The 17,655-nt window shown below is 74.8% G+C and carries 15 protein-coding genes and 1 pseudogene; 12 read left to right on the top strand and 4 right to left on the bottom strand.

All coding sequences use genetic code 11. From position 1 onward, the window contains the following. The first annotated feature begins 36 nt into the window (after positions 1-36). From WN71_RS38975 to WN71_RS38945, 7 genes and pseudogenes are all read left to right on the top strand, one after another. Positions 37-839: pseudogene (locus tag WN71_RS38975) on the top strand (polysaccharide deacetylase family protein). An 18-nt stretch (positions 840-857) separates the two neighbouring features. After that, complete coding sequence (locus WN71_RS38970) at positions 858-1,037, top strand: hypothetical protein (RefSeq protein ID WP_046591971.1); 180 nt, start codon at positions 858-860, stop codon at positions 1,035-1,037. Between the two features lie 61 nt (positions 1,038-1,098). After that, the gene (locus WN71_RS38965) at positions 1,099-1,800 is read left to right on the top strand and encodes an aminoacyl-tRNA hydrolase (RefSeq protein WP_046591970.1); all 702 of its coding nucleotides are present in this window, start codon (positions 1,099-1,101) and stop codon (positions 1,798-1,800) included. Positions 1,801-1,963: 163 nt separating this feature from the next. Next, complete coding sequence (locus WN71_RS38960; RefSeq protein ID WP_206300258.1) at positions 1,964-3,343, top strand: MbnB/TglH/ChrH family RiPP precursor modification enzyme; 1,380 nt, start codon at positions 1,964-1,966, stop codon at positions 3,341-3,343. Positions 3,344-3,732: 389 nt separating this feature from the next. Further along, positions 3,733-4,527, top strand: a complete 795-nt coding sequence (locus WN71_RS38955; protein WP_046591969.1) for a DUF4142 domain-containing protein — start codon at positions 3,733-3,735, stop codon at positions 4,525-4,527. Positions 4,528-4,629: 102 nt separating this feature from the next. Beyond that, positions 4,630-5,418 carry a TIGR04222 domain-containing membrane protein gene (locus WN71_RS38950; protein ID WP_046591968.1) on the top strand — a complete coding sequence of 263 codons (789 nt, stop codon included), beginning with the start codon at positions 4,630-4,632 and terminating at the stop codon, positions 5,416-5,418. Between the two features lie 184 nt (positions 5,419-5,602). Then, positions 5,603-7,300 carry an alpha/beta hydrolase gene (locus WN71_RS38945; protein WP_046591967.1) on the top strand — a complete coding sequence of 566 codons (1,698 nt, stop codon included), beginning with the start codon at positions 5,603-5,605 and terminating at the stop codon, positions 7,298-7,300. A gap of 141 nt (positions 7,301-7,441) precedes the next feature. Here WN71_RS38945 and hemQ read toward each other — a convergent pair whose 3' ends face one another. Both hemQ and hemG read right to left on the bottom strand, forming a co-directional pair. Further along, positions 7,442-8,185, bottom strand: coding sequence for a hydrogen peroxide-dependent heme synthase (gene hemQ, locus WN71_RS38940; protein ID WP_046591966.1), 744 nt, complete (start codon positions 8,183-8,185; stop codon positions 7,442-7,444). Positions 8,186-8,190: 5 nt separating this feature from the next. After that, the gene (gene hemG, locus WN71_RS38935) at positions 8,191-9,879 is read right to left on the bottom strand and encodes a protoporphyrinogen oxidase (RefSeq protein ID WP_240529923.1); all 1,689 of its coding nucleotides are present in this window, start codon (positions 9,877-9,879) and stop codon (positions 8,191-8,193) included. 217 nt (positions 9,880-10,096) lie between these two features. On the opposite strand from hemG, the gene WN71_RS38930 reads away from it, so the two are divergent. Next, positions 10,097-11,104, top strand: a complete 1,008-nt coding sequence (locus tag WN71_RS38930) for a DUF4349 domain-containing protein (RefSeq protein ID WP_046591965.1) — start codon at positions 10,097-10,099, stop codon at positions 11,102-11,104. 77 nt (positions 11,105-11,181) lie between these two features. Then, on the top strand, positions 11,182-12,612 hold the full coding sequence (locus WN71_RS38925) for an FAD-dependent oxidoreductase (RefSeq protein WP_240529922.1): 1,431 nt from the start codon (positions 11,182-11,184) through the stop codon (positions 12,610-12,612). 219 nt (positions 12,613-12,831) lie between these two features. On the opposite strand, the gene WN71_RS38920 is transcribed toward WN71_RS38925, so the two are convergent. Continuing rightward, entirely contained in the window at positions 12,832-13,158 is a 327-nt protein-coding gene (locus tag WN71_RS38920; RefSeq protein WP_046591963.1) for a hypothetical protein, read from the bottom strand. 192 nt (positions 13,159-13,350) lie between these two features. Between WN71_RS38920 and WN71_RS38915 the strand changes: the two genes are divergently transcribed. Beyond that, a complete protein-coding gene (locus tag WN71_RS38915) occupies positions 13,351-14,169 on the top strand; it encodes a rhomboid family intramembrane serine protease (RefSeq protein WP_046591962.1) in 819 nt (272 codons plus the stop codon). Positions 14,170-14,229: 60 nt separating this feature from the next. Here WN71_RS38915 and hemE read toward each other — a convergent pair whose 3' ends face one another. Further along, positions 14,230-15,297: a uroporphyrinogen decarboxylase gene (gene hemE / locus WN71_RS38910; RefSeq protein ID WP_046591961.1), complete on the bottom strand. Its 1,068-nt coding sequence runs from the start codon at positions 15,295-15,297 to the stop codon at positions 14,230-14,232. Between the two features lie 305 nt (positions 15,298-15,602). On the opposite strand from hemE, the gene WN71_RS38905 reads away from it, so the two are divergent. Next, positions 15,603-16,268, top strand: a complete 666-nt coding sequence (locus WN71_RS38905) for a DUF3000 domain-containing protein (RefSeq protein WP_046591960.1) — start codon at positions 15,603-15,605, stop codon at positions 16,266-16,268. 529 nt (positions 16,269-16,797) lie between these two features. Next, a complete protein-coding gene (locus WN71_RS38900; protein WP_046591959.1) occupies positions 16,798-17,457 on the top strand; it encodes a response regulator transcription factor in 660 nt (219 codons plus the stop codon). The last annotated feature ends 198 nt before the right edge of the window (positions 17,458-17,655 follow it).

Here is a 17,655-nt window from a genome sequence, read left to right as displayed (position 1 = left end):
CACCCCATGAGGAATGAATAATCCTATTTTCGTACGATGATTGCTCTCGTACGACGCGTCACCGCCGTCTGCGCCCTCGGCGGCGTCCTCGCCGCCTGCGGCACCGCCACCACCCCGCACGCCCGCCCACCCTCGCCCCCGGTCCGTCCGGACTCACCCCCGTCTTCAGCCACGGCCCGCGCACCGACGGCAGGACCGTCGCGCTCACCTTCGACGCCGACATGACGGCCGATGAGGGGCCGCGCGCGGCGGCCGGAGAGCACTTCGACAATCCCGCGCTGATCGCCACCCTGCGCGCCCTCAAGGCGCCGGCCACCGTCTTCATGACCGGCCGCTGGGCCGACGAGTATCCGGCCGAGGCCCGCTCCATCGGCCGTGACCCGCTGTTCGAGATCGCCAACCACTCCTACAGCCACTACGCCTTCACGGCCGACTGCTACGGCCTGCCCACCGTCACCGCGGACCGGATGCGCTCGGACGTCCGGCGGGCCTACGACGCCCTGCGCGCCGCGGGCGTACCGCACCCGATGCCGTACTTCCGCTTCCCCGGCGGCTGTTACGACCAGCGGGCGCTGCGCGCGCTGAGCGGGACCGGGGTGGCCACGGCCGTGCAGTGGGACGTGGTCAGCGGGGACGCCTTCGCGACCGACGCGGCGGCGGTGGCCCAGCAGGTGCTCGACGGGGTGAAGCCCGGGTCGGTCGTGGTCATGCACTGCACCCGCAGCGCCGCGCCCGCCACCGAGCGCGCGGTGCGCACGATCGTGCCCGCCCTCCGCGCGCGGGGCTACCAACTGGTGAAGGTCTCCCAGTTGATCGGGGCCGCCGACGGGCGCGGATGACCGCCGTACGCTGAGGGCATGAGCGACGACGAGTACTGCACCATCGCCGCACCGCGCCCGCCGAAGGCCGACGGGCCGCCGTTCGCCGAGTGCGTGCTGTGCCGGGAGCCGACCGAGTACCCGGAGTCCTTCAAGGGCGTGACCCTGTGTCCGGTGTGCGAGTGGCAGGAGGCGCAGCGCACGGCCTGCTCGGGCTGACCGCCCGTCGCCGGGGCGGATCCCGGCCCCGTTAGGGTTGGCCGGTGTGAGCCCTGACCCCATGCCCCCAGGTGAGAGTCCCTTCCAGTCGGAGCGCAGTGTGCGCGACGAGGCGCCGCAGTTCGTGCTGCCGCTCGTGGTCCGGATCGAGCGGGCCGACCCGCCCGCCCGCACCGACGCCCTGGAGACCGCGGCGCGGGCTGTGCTGGTGATGCTGAGCGACGAGCGGGCGCTCGGCGACGGCGAGTGGGCCGAGGCGATCCGCGACTGGCAGGACGCCCGTATCCGCAAGGTCGTACGGCGGGCCCGGGGCGCGGAGTGGCGGCGGGCCGAGGCGCTGCCTGGCATCACCGTCACCGGGAAGGCGGCCGAGGTCCGGGTCTTCCCGCCGGTGCCGCTGGACGGCTGGCCCAAGGACCTCGCCAAGCTCCAGGTCTCCGGCACCGATCTCGACGACCCCGAGCCGCCCGCCGGGGCCGACCCGGGCGTACCGGTGCTGTGGCTCAACCCCGACCTCGGCATGTCCGCGGGCAAGGCGATGGCCCAGGCCGGGCACGGCGCGCAGCTCGCCTGGTGGGCGCTGGCGCCCGAGGAGCGGGCCGCATGGCGCGACGCCGGGTTCCCGCTGGCCGTGCGCACCGCCGCGGCGGACCGCTGGGCCGGACTGACCGGCAGCGGGCTGCCGTTGGTGCGCGACGCCGGGTTCACCGAGATCGCGCCGGGCAGCTCGACGGTGGTCGCGGACCATCCGGCGCTGCGCTGAACCCCGGCCCCGCCGGGCCCGCCTCCCGCCTCGCGCCGAAGCTCAAATCTTGCTCTGAAGCGGCGTGCCCCGGGGTTGGGGTCCGCCCCTGCTGGGTCATACCCCCGTCACGCCCGGGAGGCGGACCGCCGGGCAGGCGGGTGGCGCGGGAGGGGGACGGACGATGGTGCGGCTGGGCACGGGCATCGGCTGGCGGCCGGAGATCGCGGACGCCGTGGAACGGATGCCGGGCGTCGACTGGGTCGAGGTCGTGGCGGAGAACGTCTGCCCCGGCCATCCGCCGGAGTCCCTGCTGCGGCTGCGCGCCCGCGGCGTCACCGTCGTACCGCACGGGGTCTCGCTCGGCCTCGGCGGCGCGGAGCCGCCCGACGAGGCACGGCTGACCGCCCTCGCCGAGCGGGCGCGGGCGCTCGGCGCGCCGCTGGTCACCGAGCACATCGCGTTCGTGCGCGCGGGCGGCCCGCTGACCGCCTCGCCGCGTCTGGAGGCGGGCCATCTGCTGCCCGTGCCGCGCACCCGCGACGCCCTCGACGTGCTCTGCGCGAACGTCCGCGCCGCGCAGGCCGCGCTGCCGGTGCCGCTCGCCGTGGAGAACATCGCGGCGCTGATCGCCTGGCCCGGCGACGAGCTGACCGAGGGGCAGTTCCTGTACGACCTCGCCGACCGCACCGGGGTGCGGCTGCTGATCGACGTGGCCAATCTGCACACCAACCACGTCAACCGCGGCGAGGACCCGGCCGAGGCGCTCGCCGAGCTGCCGCTCGAAGCCATCGCGTACGTCCATGTCGCGGGCGGCGTGGAGCGCGACGGCGTCTGGCACGACAGCCACGCGCACCCCGTGCCGGAGCCGGTGCTCGGCATCCTCACGGACCTCGCGTCCCGGGTCGCGCCGCCCGGCGTGCTGCTGGAACGGGACGACGACTTCCCGGAACCGGCCGTGCTCCAGAGCGAGTTGCAGTCCATCCGGAAAGCGGTGATCAAGGGCGGGGCGCTGGTGCGGACGGGCGCGGCGGCGACGGCGACCGCACCGTCGGCGGGCGGGACAGCGGCGACGGCCACGGCGACGAAGGGCGGAGTCGCCCCCGAACCCCCCGCCGACACCCCCGAGCCCTCCGCCGACACCTACGAGCCCGCCCGCCAGCGGCTCGCCCTCGCGCAGACCGCGCTGCTGTCGGCGCTGGTCGCGGGGACACCGGCGCCCGAGGGGTTCGACCGGGTCCGCCTCGGCGTGCAGGCGCGGGCGCTGGCGGCGAAGCGGGCCGACGTGGTGGGCAAGGTCGCACCGGAGCTGCCCGGACTGCTCGGCGCCGGGTACCGCCGCGCGTTCCTCGCCTACGCCCACGACCGTCCCATGACCGGCGGCTACCGCCTGGACGCGCTGCGCTTCGCCGAGCACCTGCTGGACACCGGCCGGGCCCGGGAGGCGGGGGTGGCGCGGGAGGTGCGGGAGTGGTGGCTGGAGCGGGTCGGCCCGGCGCCGCGCTCCCGGCGCCCGGCGGTCCGCCTGGCCCGCGCCACCCGCCGGGTGCTGCTCCGCCGCTGACCACGGCCGACGGCTCACCCCGGCGGACGGCTGCCCCCCGACCGGCGGCTCACCCGGCGGACGGCTGCCCCCGACCGACGAATCACCCCGATCGACAGCTGCCCCCGACCGACGACTGACCCGGACGACAGCTGCCCCCGACCGACGAATCACCCCGCCGGACGGCCACCCCGACCGGCGACCGACCCGGACTACGGCTGCCCCCGACCGGCGACTGACCCGGCCGGCGGGCCCCGCCTCACCGGCCCGCACGGTCCCGGCCCGAGACCGCCCCCGGCGCCCGGCGCAACTCGCCGCGCCGCCGGACCCCACAGAACCCCCCGGTAATATGCCTCCACCCCGCACCACCAGAAACGAGACTGGCGTGCGGTGCCGTGACAGGAGGCACCATGCGACCGCGATCCCCGGCCAGGGGCAGAGGACTTCTCAGCGGCACCACCGTCATCGTCACGGGCCTGGCCGCCACGTGCGCCGCGCTCGTCTACCCGGTGTGGTCCTACGCCGACCGCTCCCACGTGGCCGTGACCGGCGCGAGCGTGCTCAGCGACCAGACCGTGCAGACCCGCTACGGCCCGCTCTCGGTGCTCGACCGCGAACTCGTCGAGCAGATCCGGCTGGCCGGGCTCTGGCAGCTGCCCGCCGGGGAGCAGGCCGAGCGCAGCGGCACCACGGACGCCGTACGGGCCGCGGGCCAGCGCTTGGTCGACGGGGACACCGACCTCGACGCCAAGGTCCGCGCCGTCGCGAAGAAGCTGGACATCCCGCTGCCCGACCGGGCCACCGCCGAGCAGCTGAACTCGCTGTCCGAGCTGACCGTGGCCGAGGGCGAGACCTTCGACCGCACGTTCGCGGGCACCGTGCGGCTGGCCGACGCCCAGCTCCTGACCCTCGTCGCGCAGGTCCGCGGATCCACCCAGAACTCCCTGGTCCGCGACCTCGCCGACGACGCGAACAGCACGGTGCTGGACCACATCGAGGCCGTGGAGGACACGGGCTTCGTCGACTACGCCGCGCTGGCCCGGAGCCTGGCCGCGAGCCCCTCGCCCTCGGGCACCCCCTCGGTGCCGCCGGGGCCGACCGCCGACCCCGCTCCGGCGAGCCCGCTCACGCCGTCCGGCGCGTCGACGTACACGCTGCCGCCGGCCGCCTCCAGCCCGCCACCGAAGGCGGACTCCACCTCCTGAACGGGCGCCGGCCGAGCCCGGAACGTCACATACCGGCAACGCTGTGTCCGGATGTTGAACAAGGCATGGCGCCGGCCAGGGCCCTTGGCATAGAAAAACGGCATGTTCTGGGTCCTTCTCCTGCTGCTGGCCTGGGGCGTCGCCGGTACGGCGTGCACCCGGCTCTGTCTGGCCGCCGTGCGCACGGCGGCCACCGACGCGGACGATCCGACCCTCGGCCGAGGGCGTGATCTGACGCTGTACGAGGCCGCCTTCCTCTCCGGCGGCCCCGCCCGGGTCGCCGATCTGACCATGGTCTCCATGGCCCGTCAGCACCGGCTGCTGCTCGCCCACACCGGCTGGGCGACCGTCGTCGACCCGCGGGGCCGGGACGAGATCGAGCGCTCGGTGATAGGCGCGATCGGCCCGGAGGGGCAGTCGCGCATCGCGCCGGTGCGCGCCGCGACCGCCGCCGCGGACGCCGTGCGCGGCCTCGGCGACCGGCTGGTCCGCGCGGGCCTCGCGGTGCCCGACGGCGACCGCTCCACCATCGCCTCCGGGGTGCGCGCGGTGCGGCTCGCCGCGGTGGTCGTGCTCGGTCTCGGCGCGTGCGCGCTGCTGCTGCCGGAGCAGACGCAGATGCCCCGCGACCTGGTCGCCCTCTGGTTCGCGCTGCCCCTCGCGCTGACCCTCAGCTGCCTCGCGATCGCCCGCGTCGAGGCCCACCCGTACTCGCGCTGGGCCTCCCCGGCCGGGCAGCGGGTCCTGGGCGCGCTCAACCGGCGGGTCGGCGGCACCGGGCACGACCCCGCCTCGCTCGTCTCCGTCGCCGTACGCGGCATCCGCGCGATAGACGAGCCGAAGCTGCGCGCCGCCTTCACCCACCGGGAGTACCACGCGCCACGCGACTGACGGCGGCGCTCTCCGAAGGGCGCCTCGAAGGTCCGGGCGGCGACACCGGCGGACGGTGCTTGCCTTCGCCCACCAGCGAACGAAATATCCCTTTTGACGCCGTGGTGGCCGTGCCGCGGCCCGAGTGCCGCGGTGTTCCGCCGCGGTGCGCCCGCTTCGCGCGGTGCGCCGAAAGGGATGCACGATGACAGCTGCCGTCCGCTCCGCCGCGGGGCCCCTGCTCCTGGCCGTTCTCGCCGCCGCACCCGCGGGCGGCGTGTCGGCCGCCCTGGCCCTGCGGACCACCGCGGGCGGACCCGACGGCACGGTCACGGCCACCACCCTCACGGACTCCGCCCTGTCGCGCCCCGCGTCCCTCGTCCTCACCGCCTCCGACGCGTCCGCCTCCGGCTCCGCCACGGCCGAGTCGCGCGGCACCGCCGAGGCCGCCGCGCGCGCCGGGTCGGCCGGCATCCGCTTCGGGCGGTGCTCGGCGGAGCAGGACGCCCCCGGACAGCTGGAGTGCGGCACGGTCTCGGTCCCGCTCGACTACGCCCGCCCGCGCGGCCCGCAGATCAAGCTGACGGTCAGCCGGATCCGGGCCACCGGCAAGGACCCCCGGGGCGGCAAGCGGAAGGTGGCCCGGCAGGGCGCCCTCGTCTACAACCCCGGCGGCCCCGGCGCCTCCGGCATGTACTTCCCGCTGATCGGCGTGCTGCCCGAGTGGAAGGGCCTCGCCTCCGCCTACGACCTGGTCGGCTACGCCCCGCGCGGGGTGGGCCGTTCGGCGCCGCTGTCCTGCGTGGCCCCCGGACACTTCTTCAAGGGTCCCTCGCAGGCGCCGTCGTACCCCTCGGAGTCGTACAAGAACCGGCGGATCGCCGAGGCGCGGGCGTACGCGCGGGGCTGCGCGAAGCGCTCGGGGAGCGGGCTCCGGTTCTACAACTCCCTCAACAACGCGCGCGATCTGGACGTGCTGCGGGCCGCGCTCGGCGAGCGGCGGCTGACCTTCATGGGCGCGTCGTACGGCACCTACTTCGGGGCGCTGTACGCGACGATGTTCCCCGCGCACGTACGGCGGATGGTGCTGGACGCGCCGGTGGACCCGGACCCGGACCAGATCTGGTACCGCGACAACCTCGACCAGTCGGCCGCGTTCGAGAACCGCTGGAGCGACCTGCGGGAGTGGATCGCCCGGCACGACGACGTCTACGGCCTCGGCACCACGGCCGACGCGGTACAGGCGAACTACGAGACGGCGCGGGCGCGGCTCGCCACGAAACCGGCCGGCGGGACGGTCGGCCCGGGGCAGCTGCACGGCATGTTCGTGACGGCGGCGTACTACGACGACTACTGGCCGAGTCGGGCCGAGGCGCTGTCGGCGTACCTGAAGGGCGACCCGCAGCCGCTGGTCGACGTGGCGTCACCGGTGAAGGAGGCGGCGGCCGAGGCGGAGAACGCGAACGCGGTCTACACGGCCGTGGAGTGCAACGACGCGCCCTGGCCGACGAACTGGCGGGTCTGGGACCGGGACAACACGCGGCTCGCGCGCGTGGCGCCGTTCGAGACCTGGGACAACGTGTGGATGAACCTGCCCTGCGCGTTCTGGTCCGCGCCCCGGCAGCGGCCGCTCGACGTGCGGACCGCCCCCGGCGAGGTGGCGCCGGTCCTGATCCTCGCCGCCGAACGGGACGCGGCGGCGCCGTACGACGGAGCGCGGGAGATGCAGCGGCGCCTGGCCGGCTCGGCTCTGGTGACGGAGCGGGGGGCGGGGACGCACGGGGTCGCGGGCGGCCCCAACGCCTGCGTCAACGCGTACGTCGACGCGTACCTGCTCCGCGGCCGGGTCCCGGAACACCGCTCGACGTGCGCCGCCCGCCCCGAACCCCGGGCCACGCACTGACCCGTCGTCATCACCCGCGGCCAGCGGCGGCCCCTTCGCGCAGTTCCCCGCGCCCCTGAAGGGGCGCGGGGAACTGCGCGAACAGCCACGACGGCGCCGTCAGCCGAAAGACCGACCGCAACCGCCCCCGAAGCGGAGCGCCTACGCCAGGTCGGCGACCAGGTCCGCCACGGACTTCCGGCGCCCGGTGTAGAAGGGGACCTCCTCGCGGACATGCATCCGCGCCTCGGACGCCCGCAGATGACGCATCAGGTCCACGATCCGGTGCAGCTCGTCCGCCTCGAAGGCGAGCAGCCACTCGTAGTCGCCGAGCGAGAACGACGCGACCGTATTGGCGCGCACGTCCGGGAACCCGCGCGCCATCTTGCCGTGGTCGGCGAGCATCCGCCGCCGGTCCTCGTCGGGCAGCAGGTACCAGTCGTACGACCGCACGAACGGGTAGACGCTGACGTAGTTGCGCGGCGTCTCGTCGGCGAGGAACGCCGGGATGTGCGAGCGGTTGAACTCGGCCGGACGGTGCAGCGCCATGTTCGACCACACGGGGACGAGCGCGCGGCCCAGCCGGGTGCGGCGGAAGAGGTTGTACGCCTCCTGGAGCTGGTCGGCCGTCTCCGCGTGCCACCAGATCATGACGTCGGCGTCGGCGCGCAGACCGGAGAGGTCGTAGGTGCCGCGGATCGTCACGTCCTTCGCGGCGAGCTGGTCGAACAGCTCCTGGACCTCGTCGGCGTAGCCCGCGCGGTCCTCGGGGAGGGTGTCCTTCAGCTTGAAGACGGACCACAGGGTGTAGCGGATGACCTCGTTGAGGTCCTTGGCCAGCTTGCCCTTGTTCGGGATCCTGCCGGACTCGGAGCCGGACTCGGTGGTGGGGGCGTCGTCACTCATGGTCCCTATTCTCCTGCTCCTCCGTGCAGACTCTGCACCGGGTCGGCGGTGAGCCGCTGCACACCGGTGAGGTCTCCGTCCAGCTGGTCGACGGCGGCGTACGCGCTCGCCACGCACGCCGGGATCCCGACCCCGTCGTACTGCGCGCCGCACACCGCGAGCCCGGGGAGCTTGCCGACGTGCTCGCGGACGCGGGCCACGCGCGCGTGGTGGCCGACCGGGTACTGGGGCAGGCCGTCGTTCCAGCGGGTGACCCGGGTCGCGACGGGGGTGGCGGTCAGACCGGTCGCCTCGCGCAGGTCGTGGCGCGAGACGTCCACGAGGTCGGCGTCGTCGCGCTCCAGCACCTCGCTCTCGCCGTACCGGCCCACGGAGGTGCGGACCACCATCAGGTCCGGGTGGTCCTCGGCGAGCCAGCCCCACTTGCGGGAGGCGAAGGTGGACGCCTTGATGGTGCGGCCGTCGACGGGCGGCACGAGGAAGCCACTGCCGTCGGGGAGCGCGGCCTCGGAGCGGCGGTAGGCGAGGGTGATCAGCGCCATCGACGCGTACTCGATCGCGGCCAGTTCGGCGGCGGCGGCCGGGGCCTCCGCGCGCAGCAGTTCGGCGGCCGCGGGGGCGGGGACGGCGAGGACGACGGCGTCCGCCTCGTACGTGCCGTCCGCGGTGTCGACGTGCCACACGGGTGCGCCGGCGCCGGGCGCGTGGTGCCGGCGCAGGGCGCGGACCGGGGTGCCGGTGCGGATCTCGGCGCCGCGGGCGCGCACCGACTCGGCGACCGCGAGCGGCAGGGTGCCGATGCCGCCGTGCAGGCCCATGAAGACCGGGCCGGTCTGCTGGGCGGCGGCGGCCCTCGCCTGGATGCCACGGACGGCCTCGGTCAGGGAGGTGTGGGTGCGCGCGGCCTCGAACAGCTGCGGGACGGCGGCGCGCAGGGAGATGCGGTAGGCGTCGCCCGCGTAGACCCCGCCGAGCAGCGGCTCCACGAGCCGGTCGACGACCTCGCGGCCGAGCCGGGCCGCGACGTACTCGCCGACCGCGACGTCGTCGCCGATCTCGGTGCGGGGCAGCTCGGCGTCCTGCTCGATCCGGGCGAGGCCCTCGTCCGACAGCACGCCGGCGAGGGCGTCGGCGGTGCCGGGGACGCCCATGACATGGCCCTTGGGCATGGGGCGCAGGGCGCCGCGGGTCCACAGGGCGGCGGTCGCGGTGGCGGGCGGCTGGAGCCGGTCCGCGAGGCCGACGGCGCGGGCCAGGCCGACCGCCTCGGGCCGACGGGCCAGCATCGACTCGGCGCCTAGGTCGACCCGCGCGCCGGCGATCTCGCCGGGCAGCAGCTTGCCGCCTACCCGGTCCGCGGCCTCCAGGACGGTGACCCGCGCGCCGCGTTCGAGAAGCCGGTGCGCCGCGGCGAGCCCGGCGATGCCGGCCCCGATGACGACGACCCGGCCGGCGGCCGTGTGGTCCGTACCCGTTCGGGAGGTCGTGTGGTCCGTACCCCTGCCGGACGTCGTGTGGTCGTCCCTGCCCGTTCGGGAGGTCGTGTGGTCCGTACCCCTGCCGGACGTCGTGTGGTCGTCCCTGCCCGCTCGGGAGGTCGTGTGGTCCGTATCCCCACCGGTGGTGGTGGTGTCGTCCGTACCCCTGCCGGTGGTGGTGTCGTCCGTACCCCTGCCGGTGGCTGATCCGCTCATGGCTCCACCCTCTCAGACCGGGACGGGACCCGGGCGAGGGGCCGTGGACCCGGGCACAAGGGCCGGGCGGCCGGGACACGGAACCCGGCCGGCCCTGTCGCGCGCCGCCGGTGACGATCGTGACCACTTCGGAACCGTCGCGCCCAAACGCCCCGCCCCGCCCGCGCGTCGAAGGAGCGCCGAACATCAGTCACCACCACCTCCGGGGGATCCCGCCATGCGTCCACGACCGTCCGCACGACCCGTCCGCACCCTGAGCGCGCTGCTGCTGGCCGCCTCGATCGCCGTCGCCGGATGCGGGGCGGGCAGCTCCGGCGCCGACTCCGCGGGGGCCAAGGCCGCCGAACAGGCGGACAGCAAGGCGCAGGGCCCCGGGTCCGGCGGCGCGCGGTCCACGGCGACCACGGCGCCGCAACGGTCCACGGCGACCGAGGCGCCGCGGCTGACGTCGGCCGACATCGTCCGCACCGCGTCGCTGACCGTGCGGGTCGGGGACGTGGCGAAGGCGCTGGCGGCGGCCCGTACGACGACGGAGGACGCGGGCGGCTACGTCGGGGACGAGACCACCGACCGGGACTCCGCGGGCCGCGAGCACACGCGCCTGGTGCTGCGCGTGCCCAGTGGCCGCTACGACGAGGTGCTCACCGCGCTCCAGGGCGGCGGCACGCTGCTCGCCCGCACCTCGAAGGCCGAGGACGTCACCGACCAGGTCGTGGACGTCGACAGCCGGGTGAAGTCGCAGCGCGCCAGCGTGGCCCGCATCCGCGCGCTGATGGACCGGGCGGGCAAGCTCAGCGACGTGGTGGAGCTGGAGGGCGAACTGAGCAGCCGCGAGGCGGACCTGGAGTCGCTGCTGGCCCAGCAGGCGTCCCTGAAGGACCGCGTCTCCCTGGCCACGATCACCCTGACCCTGACCGAGGCCCCGGTGACGAAGGCCGCGAAGGACACCTCGCCCGGCTTCGGCGACGCCGTGGCGGGCGGCTGGGACGTCTTCGTGACGGTGTTCCGCTGGCTGGCCCTGGCCATAGGAGCGGCCCTGCCGTTCGCGGCTCTGACCGCGCTGCTCGCCGTGGCGTGGCTGCGCGTCGTACGCCCGCGCCGGGCGCCCCGCCCGGCGACCGCGACCTTGGCACCGACCGCGGGACCGACCGCGGGACCGGCACCGGCACCGGCTGCGGGACCCTTGTCGGCGGGGGGAACGCCGGAGCGCGGCGAGGGGGAATGAGCACGACCCGGTGAGCCGGGCGGTCCGGGCGGGTCCCGGTCGCGTGGTGAAGTGGCCGGTCGCCGTAGCGTGTTCGTATGGACATGACTGCGCGTACGGACATGACTGCGGCGGCAGGATCGAGGGGCGCGGGCCGGGAGCGGCTGGTCGTGATCGGGGGTGACGCGGCGGGGATGTCCGCCGCGTCGCAGGCGCGCCGGCTGCGCGGCCCGGACGAGTTGGAGATCGTGGCCTTCGAACGGGGCCACTTCACCTCCTACTCGGCCTGCGGCATCCCCTACTGGGTGGGCGGCCACGTCCAGGAGCGGGACCGGCTGATCGCCCGCACGCCCGAACAGCACCGCGCCCGCGCCATCGACCTGCGGATGCGGACCGAGGTCACCGAGATCGACGTCGACCGGCAGCGGGTGCGCGCGCGGGACGTCGACTCGGGGGCGGAGTCCTGGACGTCGTACGACCGGCTCGTGATCGCGACGGGTGCGCGGCCGGTCCGGCCGGAGATGCCCGGCGTCGACGCGCCCGGCGTGCACGGCGTGCAGACCCTCGACGACGGCCAGGCCCTGCTCGACACGCTGGCCCGCACCTCCGGGCGGCGCGCGGTGGTGGTCGGCGGCGGCTACATCGGCGTGGAGATGGCCGAGGCGCTCATCAACCACGACCACGAGGTGACGGTCGTCGACCGGGCCGACGAGCCGATGTCGACGCTCGACCCCGACATGGGCCGGCTGGTGCGCACGGCCATGGAGGGCCTCGGCATCACCATGGCCGGCGGCACCGCGGTCACCAAGGTGCTCACCGGGGACGACGGGCGGGTCCGCGCGGTCGCGACGGAGCACGCCGAGTACCCGGCGGACGTCGTCGTACTGGGCATCGGCGTACGCCCGGAGACGAGCCTCGCGCGGGCCGCCGGGCTGCCGCTGGGCGCGCACGGCGGGCTGCTGACGGACCGGGCCATGCGGGTGCGCGGGTACGAGAACATCTGGGCGGGCGGCGACTGCGTGGAGGTGCTCGACCTGGTCTCCGGACAGGAACGGCACATCGCCCTCGGGACCCACGCCAACAAGCACGGGCAGGTGATCGGCACCAACGTCGGCGGCGGGTACGCCACCTTCCCCGGCGTGGTCGGCACGGCCGTCAGCAAGGTCTGCGACCTGGAGATCGCCCGCACCGGCCTGCGGGAGAAGGACGCCCGCCGGGTGGGCCTGCGCTTCGAGACGGTCACCGTCGAGTCGACCAGCCGGGCCGGCTACTACCCCGGCGCCTCCCCGATGACGGTGAAGATGCTCGCGGAGCGCCGCACCGGCCGCCTGCTCGGGGTGCAGATCGTCGGCCGGGAGGGCGCGGCCAAGCGCGTGGACATCGCGGCGGTGGCGCTGACCGCGGGCATGACGGTGGAACAGATGACGGCCCTGGACCTCGGGTACGCGCCCCCGTTCTCCCCGGTGTGGGACCCGGTCCTGGTGGCGGCCCGCAAGGCGACGGCGAAGGTACGCGCGAGCATGTCCTGAGCGCGGTCGACCCCCGCGTCGGCCCGGGGCAGTTCCAGCCCGTCCGGCCACTCCCGCAGCCCCGGCCCAGGGCACTTCAGCCCGCCCGTAGTGCCGGCCCAGGGCACTTCAGCCCGTCCGGCGTTTGAGGACGAGGCCGTTCAGGCCGAAAGCGGGGGCCTGGGGGCGGCAGCCCCCGGAAACCGGCCACCGCGTGGGGCCCACCCCGCGACAACCCCCCTACGCCGAACCATTTATCCGCTCGATCGCCTGCCGCGCCTGCTCCGCCGGAGGCCGCGGCGGCAGCGACGACACGGACGCGGAGGCCGAGACCCCGGCGGACGGCTCGGCCGCCGTACCGGGCCGCGCGTGCGCCGCCGACGCCCGCGTCGAACGCAACCGATGGCTCACCGCCTCGTCGAGCGTCACCGGCCGCTGCATCTGCGCGGCCAGCCGCCCCGCCTCCTGGCCCAGCCGGGCCACGTCCTCCCAGGGCAGGTGGATCACGAGGGCGATCTCGGCCTCGCCGTCGGGGGTGGCATGCAGCGCAGCAACTCGGTCGGTCATCGCCTGGTCCTCACGTCGTCACGTTCGTCCCCGCGACACGCCTTCCCGCACCGCGGCCGGTCGCACAGACATACGCAGTCACGGACCGACCCGTTCACGAAAGCGCGGAACCGCGGAACCGTAGACGCGCGGAAGCGTAGACGCGCGGACGCGCCACCGCATGGCCGACGGCCTCCCGGGCAGACCTTCCTTGTGGTCATCCCCGTCCATGACGTGAACCCGGTGCGCCGCACCCCCTGGGTGACGTACGCGCTCATCGCCGCGAACTTCCTGGTCTTCCTGTCCACACCGGGGATCGCCGACAGCGTCTCGGGCGCGAGCCATCTGTCCCAGCTGTGCCGGCTCCAGGCGTTCCTCGACCACTACGCCGTGGTACCGCGGGAGTTGATCCACCATCAGCTGCCGCGGACGGTGCCGACCGGCGCCGTGGGGGTGGGCGCGCACGGCGCGGGCTGTGTGGTCGCGCCGCCGGGCTACCACAAGTCTCCGGCGCTGTCGGTGTTCACCGCCATGTTCGTGCACGGGAGTTGGCTGCACCTGCTGGGCAACATGCTGTTCCTGTACATCTTCGGGAACAACATAGAGGACCGCATGGGGCACCTACGGTTCCTCGTCTTCTACGTCGTCTGCGGCTACGCGGCCGGCTACGGCTTCGCGCTGCTGAACGAGAGTTCCGGGGCTCCGCTGATCGGCGCGTCCGGGGCGATCGCCGGGGTGCTCGGCGCCTACCTGGTGCTGTATCCGACGGCCAGGGTGTGGGTGCTGGTGCCGTTCCTGGTGTTCCTGCCGCTACGGCTGCCCGCGTGGCTGGTGCTGGGCTTCTGGTTCGTGCTCCAGGCCGTGTACTCGTCCGGCGAGGGCGTCTCCGAGGCGGGCACGGTGGCGTACGCCGCGCATGTCGTCGGCTTCCTGGCGGGCATGGTGCTCGCGCTGCCGCTCAAGCCCGGCACCCCGCCACCGCCGGAGCCGCGCCGCCTGCTGTTCGGCAGGCAGGCACGGCACACGTGGTGACCCGGTGACCCCCGCGTGGCCCGGTGACCCCCGCCGGGACGCGCGGGAGGTGACGGTCTCTCAGTTCGCGGTCTGCGTGTGGACGTACTCCACGAGACGGGTGAGCGCGTCGGGGTCGGTGGACGGCATCACACCGTGCCCGAGGTTGAAGACATGGCCCTCCAGACCGGCCGCCGCGTCCAGCACCTCGCGGGCCTTGGTCTCGACGGCGCGCGTCCCGGCGAACAGGACGGTCGGGTCGAGGTTGCCCTGGAGCGCCTTGCCGGGGCCGACGCGGCGGGCCGCCTCGTCGAGCGGCACGCGCCAGTCGACGCCCACGACGTCCGCGCCGGCCTCGCCCAGCAGGCCCAGCAGCTCGCCGGTGCCGACGCCGAAGTGGATGCGCGGGACGCCGTACCCCTCGACGGCCTTGAAGACCTTCGCGGAGGCGGAGAGCACGGAGCGGCGGTAGTCGGCGGGGGCGAGGGCGCCCGCCCACGAGTCGAAGAGCTGGACGGCGCTGGCGCCCGCCTCGATCTGCACCTTGAGGAAGCCGGCCGTGATGTCGGCGAGGCGGTCGAGCAGGTCGGCCCAGAGCTCGGGGTCGCCGTACATCATCGCCTTGGCGTTCTCGTACGTGCGCGACGGGCCGCCCTCGACGAGGTAGCTCGCGAGGGTGAACGGCGCGCCCGCGAAGCCGATCAGCGGGGTGGCGCCCAGCTCGGCGGTGAGCAGGCCGATGGCCTCGGTGACGTAGGGGACGTCGTCCGGGGTCAGGTCGCGCAGCCGGGCCAGGTCGGCGCGGGTGCGGAAGGGCTGGTCGACGACCGGGCCGACGCCGGGCTTGATGTCGAGGTCGATGCCGATGGCCCGGAGCGGGACGACGATGTCGCTGTAGTAGATCGCCGCGTCCACGCGGTGCCGGCGCACCGGCTGGAGCGTGATCTCGGCGACCAGGTCGGGCCGCTCGCAGGAGTCGAGCATCCCGATGCCCTCGCGCACCTTGAGGTACTCGGGCAGGGAGCGGCCGGCCTGGCGCATGAACCACACGGGCGTGTGCGGCACGGGTTCACGCCGGCACGCCTTGAGGAACGCGGATTCGTACGTCGCTGTCGGCTGCTGGCCCGCGGGGGCGTCGATGGCACTCACGGGGCAAGTCTCGCACGCGCCCGGGGCGCCTCCGGACGGGGCCGCGGCGACCGGCCCACCGCCCGGATCAGACCCCGGACCAGACCCCGGGCGGGCCGCACCCGGACCCCTCGGGACCCGGCCCGGTCTCGGCCGGGGCCCCGCCCGGACCCGCTCGGGACCCGCTCGGAACGCGGCCCGGACCCACTCGGGACCCGCGCGGGGCCCCGCCCGTTACCGCTCGGGACCCGGTCAGGGGCCCGCCCCGGCGCCGGTCACGGGGTGTCTAGCCCGCACCGGACGCGCCGTTCCCCTAATCTTCCCGCATGGCTGCGGCTCAGGGACGACTCTCGGACGGCGCTGACGGAATGGACGACCCGAAGGAGGGCGACCGGCATGGGACGACCCCGCCGCCTCCCTTCCGGGCGGCCGTAGAGGCGTTGCGGGCCGCGCGACTGCGGCCGCAGGTCGAGGTGGAGGCGGTACGCCCGCCGCAGCGGCTCGCCCCGTTCGCGTACGCCCTGGAGGCCACCGTCGTCGACGGCGAACAGGATCTCGCCGACGGCAGGCTGGTGCTGCTGCACGACCCGGCCGGGCACGACGCCTGGCGGGGCACCTTCCGGCTGGTGACGCTGGTGCGCTCGGAGCTGGAGCCGGAGATGGCGGCCGACCCGCTGCTGCCCGACGTGTGCTGGTCGTGGCTGACCGGCGCGCTCCAGGCCCGCGGCCTGTCGTACGGCGAGCCGAGCGGCACGGTCACGCGCGCGAGCTCCCACTACTTCGGCGGCCTCGGCAGCCGCCCGGCGGCCTCCCAGATCGAGATCCGCGCCTCCTGGACGCCCCGCGAGGGCCTCGGCGGCGTACCGGACACGGCGGCGCACCTGACCTCCTGGTGCGATCTGCTGGCCCAGGTCGCCGGCCTGCCCCCGGCCGCGCCGGGGGACGCCTCGGTGGTCACGCTGCCGCAGCGACGGGATCCGCAGTCACGCTGAGCGCGACGGGGCCGGGCGCGCCGGAACGGGGCGGGGCAAGGCCTCACGGAGGCGAGGCGAGGCAGGGCGGGGCCTGACGGGGCGAGGCACGGCAGGGCAGGGCGGGGCCTGACGGGGCGAAGCATGGCGGGGCGGTGCGGCGGACGAGGGGCGCTCGCCCCGACGTCTCCCCCGCCCGACCGGTGCACGAGGGCGCACACCTCCCGTCACCCGTGCCCCCCGTTCCCCCGTACGGGGCCCCGGGCGAGCATCCGTACCCCTGACGGCACCTTCCGGCGCTTTCCGGCGTCACTCTGACACCCACCCGTCCCCCTTCTGACGGGCACATTTGCCGTCTCTTTGTCGATTCAGCCACTCTCAATCACAAGCGACCCCTCGAACGCACTCAATCGTTCACCGAACGATCGCCCGAGTGTCCGATTTGGGCGGATTGTTACTCACTAAATCGTGATCTTTCTCTAAAGGGCCGCGGGTTTGCTGCCGAAGACGACTGTGACCTTGAAAGCCGTCCCGCACCCCAGGAGGCCTGGTGTCCGTTCTCCTCGAGCAGCCCGCAAGCCTGGTCGCCTACCGTCCCAACAAGCCGACCGCGATGGTGGTCGTGGCCGATCCGCGCGTCCGCTCCACCGTCACCCGCCACCTGTGGGCGCTCGGCGTCCGCGACGTCATCGAGGCGTCGTCCGTCGCGGAGGCCCGCCCCCGCATCGGCAACCCGCGCGACATCTGCGTCGCCGACGTCCACCTGCCCGACGGCTCCGGCCTGACCCTGCTCTCCGAGACCCGCGCGGCGGGCTGGCCGAACGGACTCGCGCTCTCCGCGGCCGACGACATCGGCGCGGTCCGCAACGCCCTCGCGGGCGGGGTCAAGGGCTACGTCGTCACCGGCACCCGCACCAACATCGGCCTCCCCTCCCGGCCGGGCGCGACCCCCCTCGGCTCCGCCGCCCGCATGCACCGCCGCCCCCCGGGTGCCCCGAGCCACCCGGGCGGCTACCGCGAGCTGTCCGGCCGCGAGGTCGAAGTGCTGAGACTGGTCGCGGAGGGCCAGTCCAACAAGGCCATCGGCGTCTCGATGGGCCTGTCCGCGCTGACCGTCAAGAGCCACCTCGCCCGCATCGCCCGCAAGCTCGGCACGGGCGACCGCGCCGGCATGGTCGCGGTCGCGCTGCGCACCGGGATCATCCACTAGTACGGCGGCCGGCAGTACGGCGTCCGTACCCGCCGCGGTACGGCAGCCGGCCCGCGGCCCGCCCCACGGGGCCCCACCCGTCACACCCCCACCCGAGCCCACCCCCACCACCCACGACACCCCACCGCACCCCCACCCCGCGCCGAGCCCCCCGAGCCCTCGCGCGCCCACGGTGACCGCGCGTCTTCGTCACGCGCG

The organism is Streptomyces mangrovisoli, from assembly GCF_000974985.2.
GTDB lineage: Bacteria > Actinomycetota > Actinomycetes > Streptomycetales > Streptomycetaceae > Streptomyces > Streptomyces mangrovisoli.
The sequence above is the reverse complement of the archived record's forward strand: the minus strand, read 5'-3'. Positions and strand labels throughout refer to the sequence as shown.

What these genes read in the sequence shown, in the direction of transcription:
- WN71_RS38925 (WP_240529922.1), top strand. Translation starts at nt 11,182, where the DNA reads ATGGACATGACTGCGCGTACGGACATGACTGCGGCGGCAGGATCGAGG.
- hemQ (WP_046591966.1), bottom strand. Translation starts at nt 8,185, where the DNA reads ATGAGTGACGACGCCCCCACCACCGAGTCCGGCTCCGAGTCCGGCAGG.
- WN71_RS38905 (WP_046591960.1), top strand. Translation starts at nt 15,603, where the DNA reads ATGGCTGCGGCTCAGGGACGACTCTCGGACGGCGCTGACGGAATGGAC.
- WN71_RS38950 (WP_046591968.1), top strand. Translation starts at nt 4,630, where the DNA reads ATGTTCTGGGTCCTTCTCCTGCTGCTGGCCTGGGGCGTCGCCGGTACG.
- WN71_RS38945 (WP_046591967.1), top strand. Translation starts at nt 5,603, where the DNA reads ATGACAGCTGCCGTCCGCTCCGCCGCGGGGCCCCTGCTCCTGGCCGTT.
- WN71_RS38965 (WP_046591970.1), top strand. Translation starts at nt 1,099, where the DNA reads ATGCCCCCAGGTGAGAGTCCCTTCCAGTCGGAGCGCAGTGTGCGCGAC.
- WN71_RS38920 (WP_046591963.1), bottom strand. Translation starts at nt 13,158, where the DNA reads ATGACCGACCGAGTTGCTGCGCTGCATGCCACCCCCGACGGCGAGGCC.
- WN71_RS38970 (WP_046591971.1), top strand. Translation starts at nt 858, where the DNA reads ATGAGCGACGACGAGTACTGCACCATCGCCGCACCGCGCCCGCCGAAG.
- WN71_RS38955 (WP_046591969.1), top strand. Translation starts at nt 3,733, where the DNA reads ATGCGACCGCGATCCCCGGCCAGGGGCAGAGGACTTCTCAGCGGCACC.
- WN71_RS38930 (WP_046591965.1), top strand. Translation starts at nt 10,097, where the DNA reads ATGCGTCCACGACCGTCCGCACGACCCGTCCGCACCCTGAGCGCGCTG.
- WN71_RS38960 (WP_206300258.1), top strand. Translation starts at nt 1,964, where the DNA reads ATGGTGCGGCTGGGCACGGGCATCGGCTGGCGGCCGGAGATCGCGGAC.
- hemG (WP_240529923.1), bottom strand. Translation starts at nt 9,879, where the DNA reads ATGAGCGGATCAGCCACCGGCAGGGGTACGGACGACACCACCACCGGC.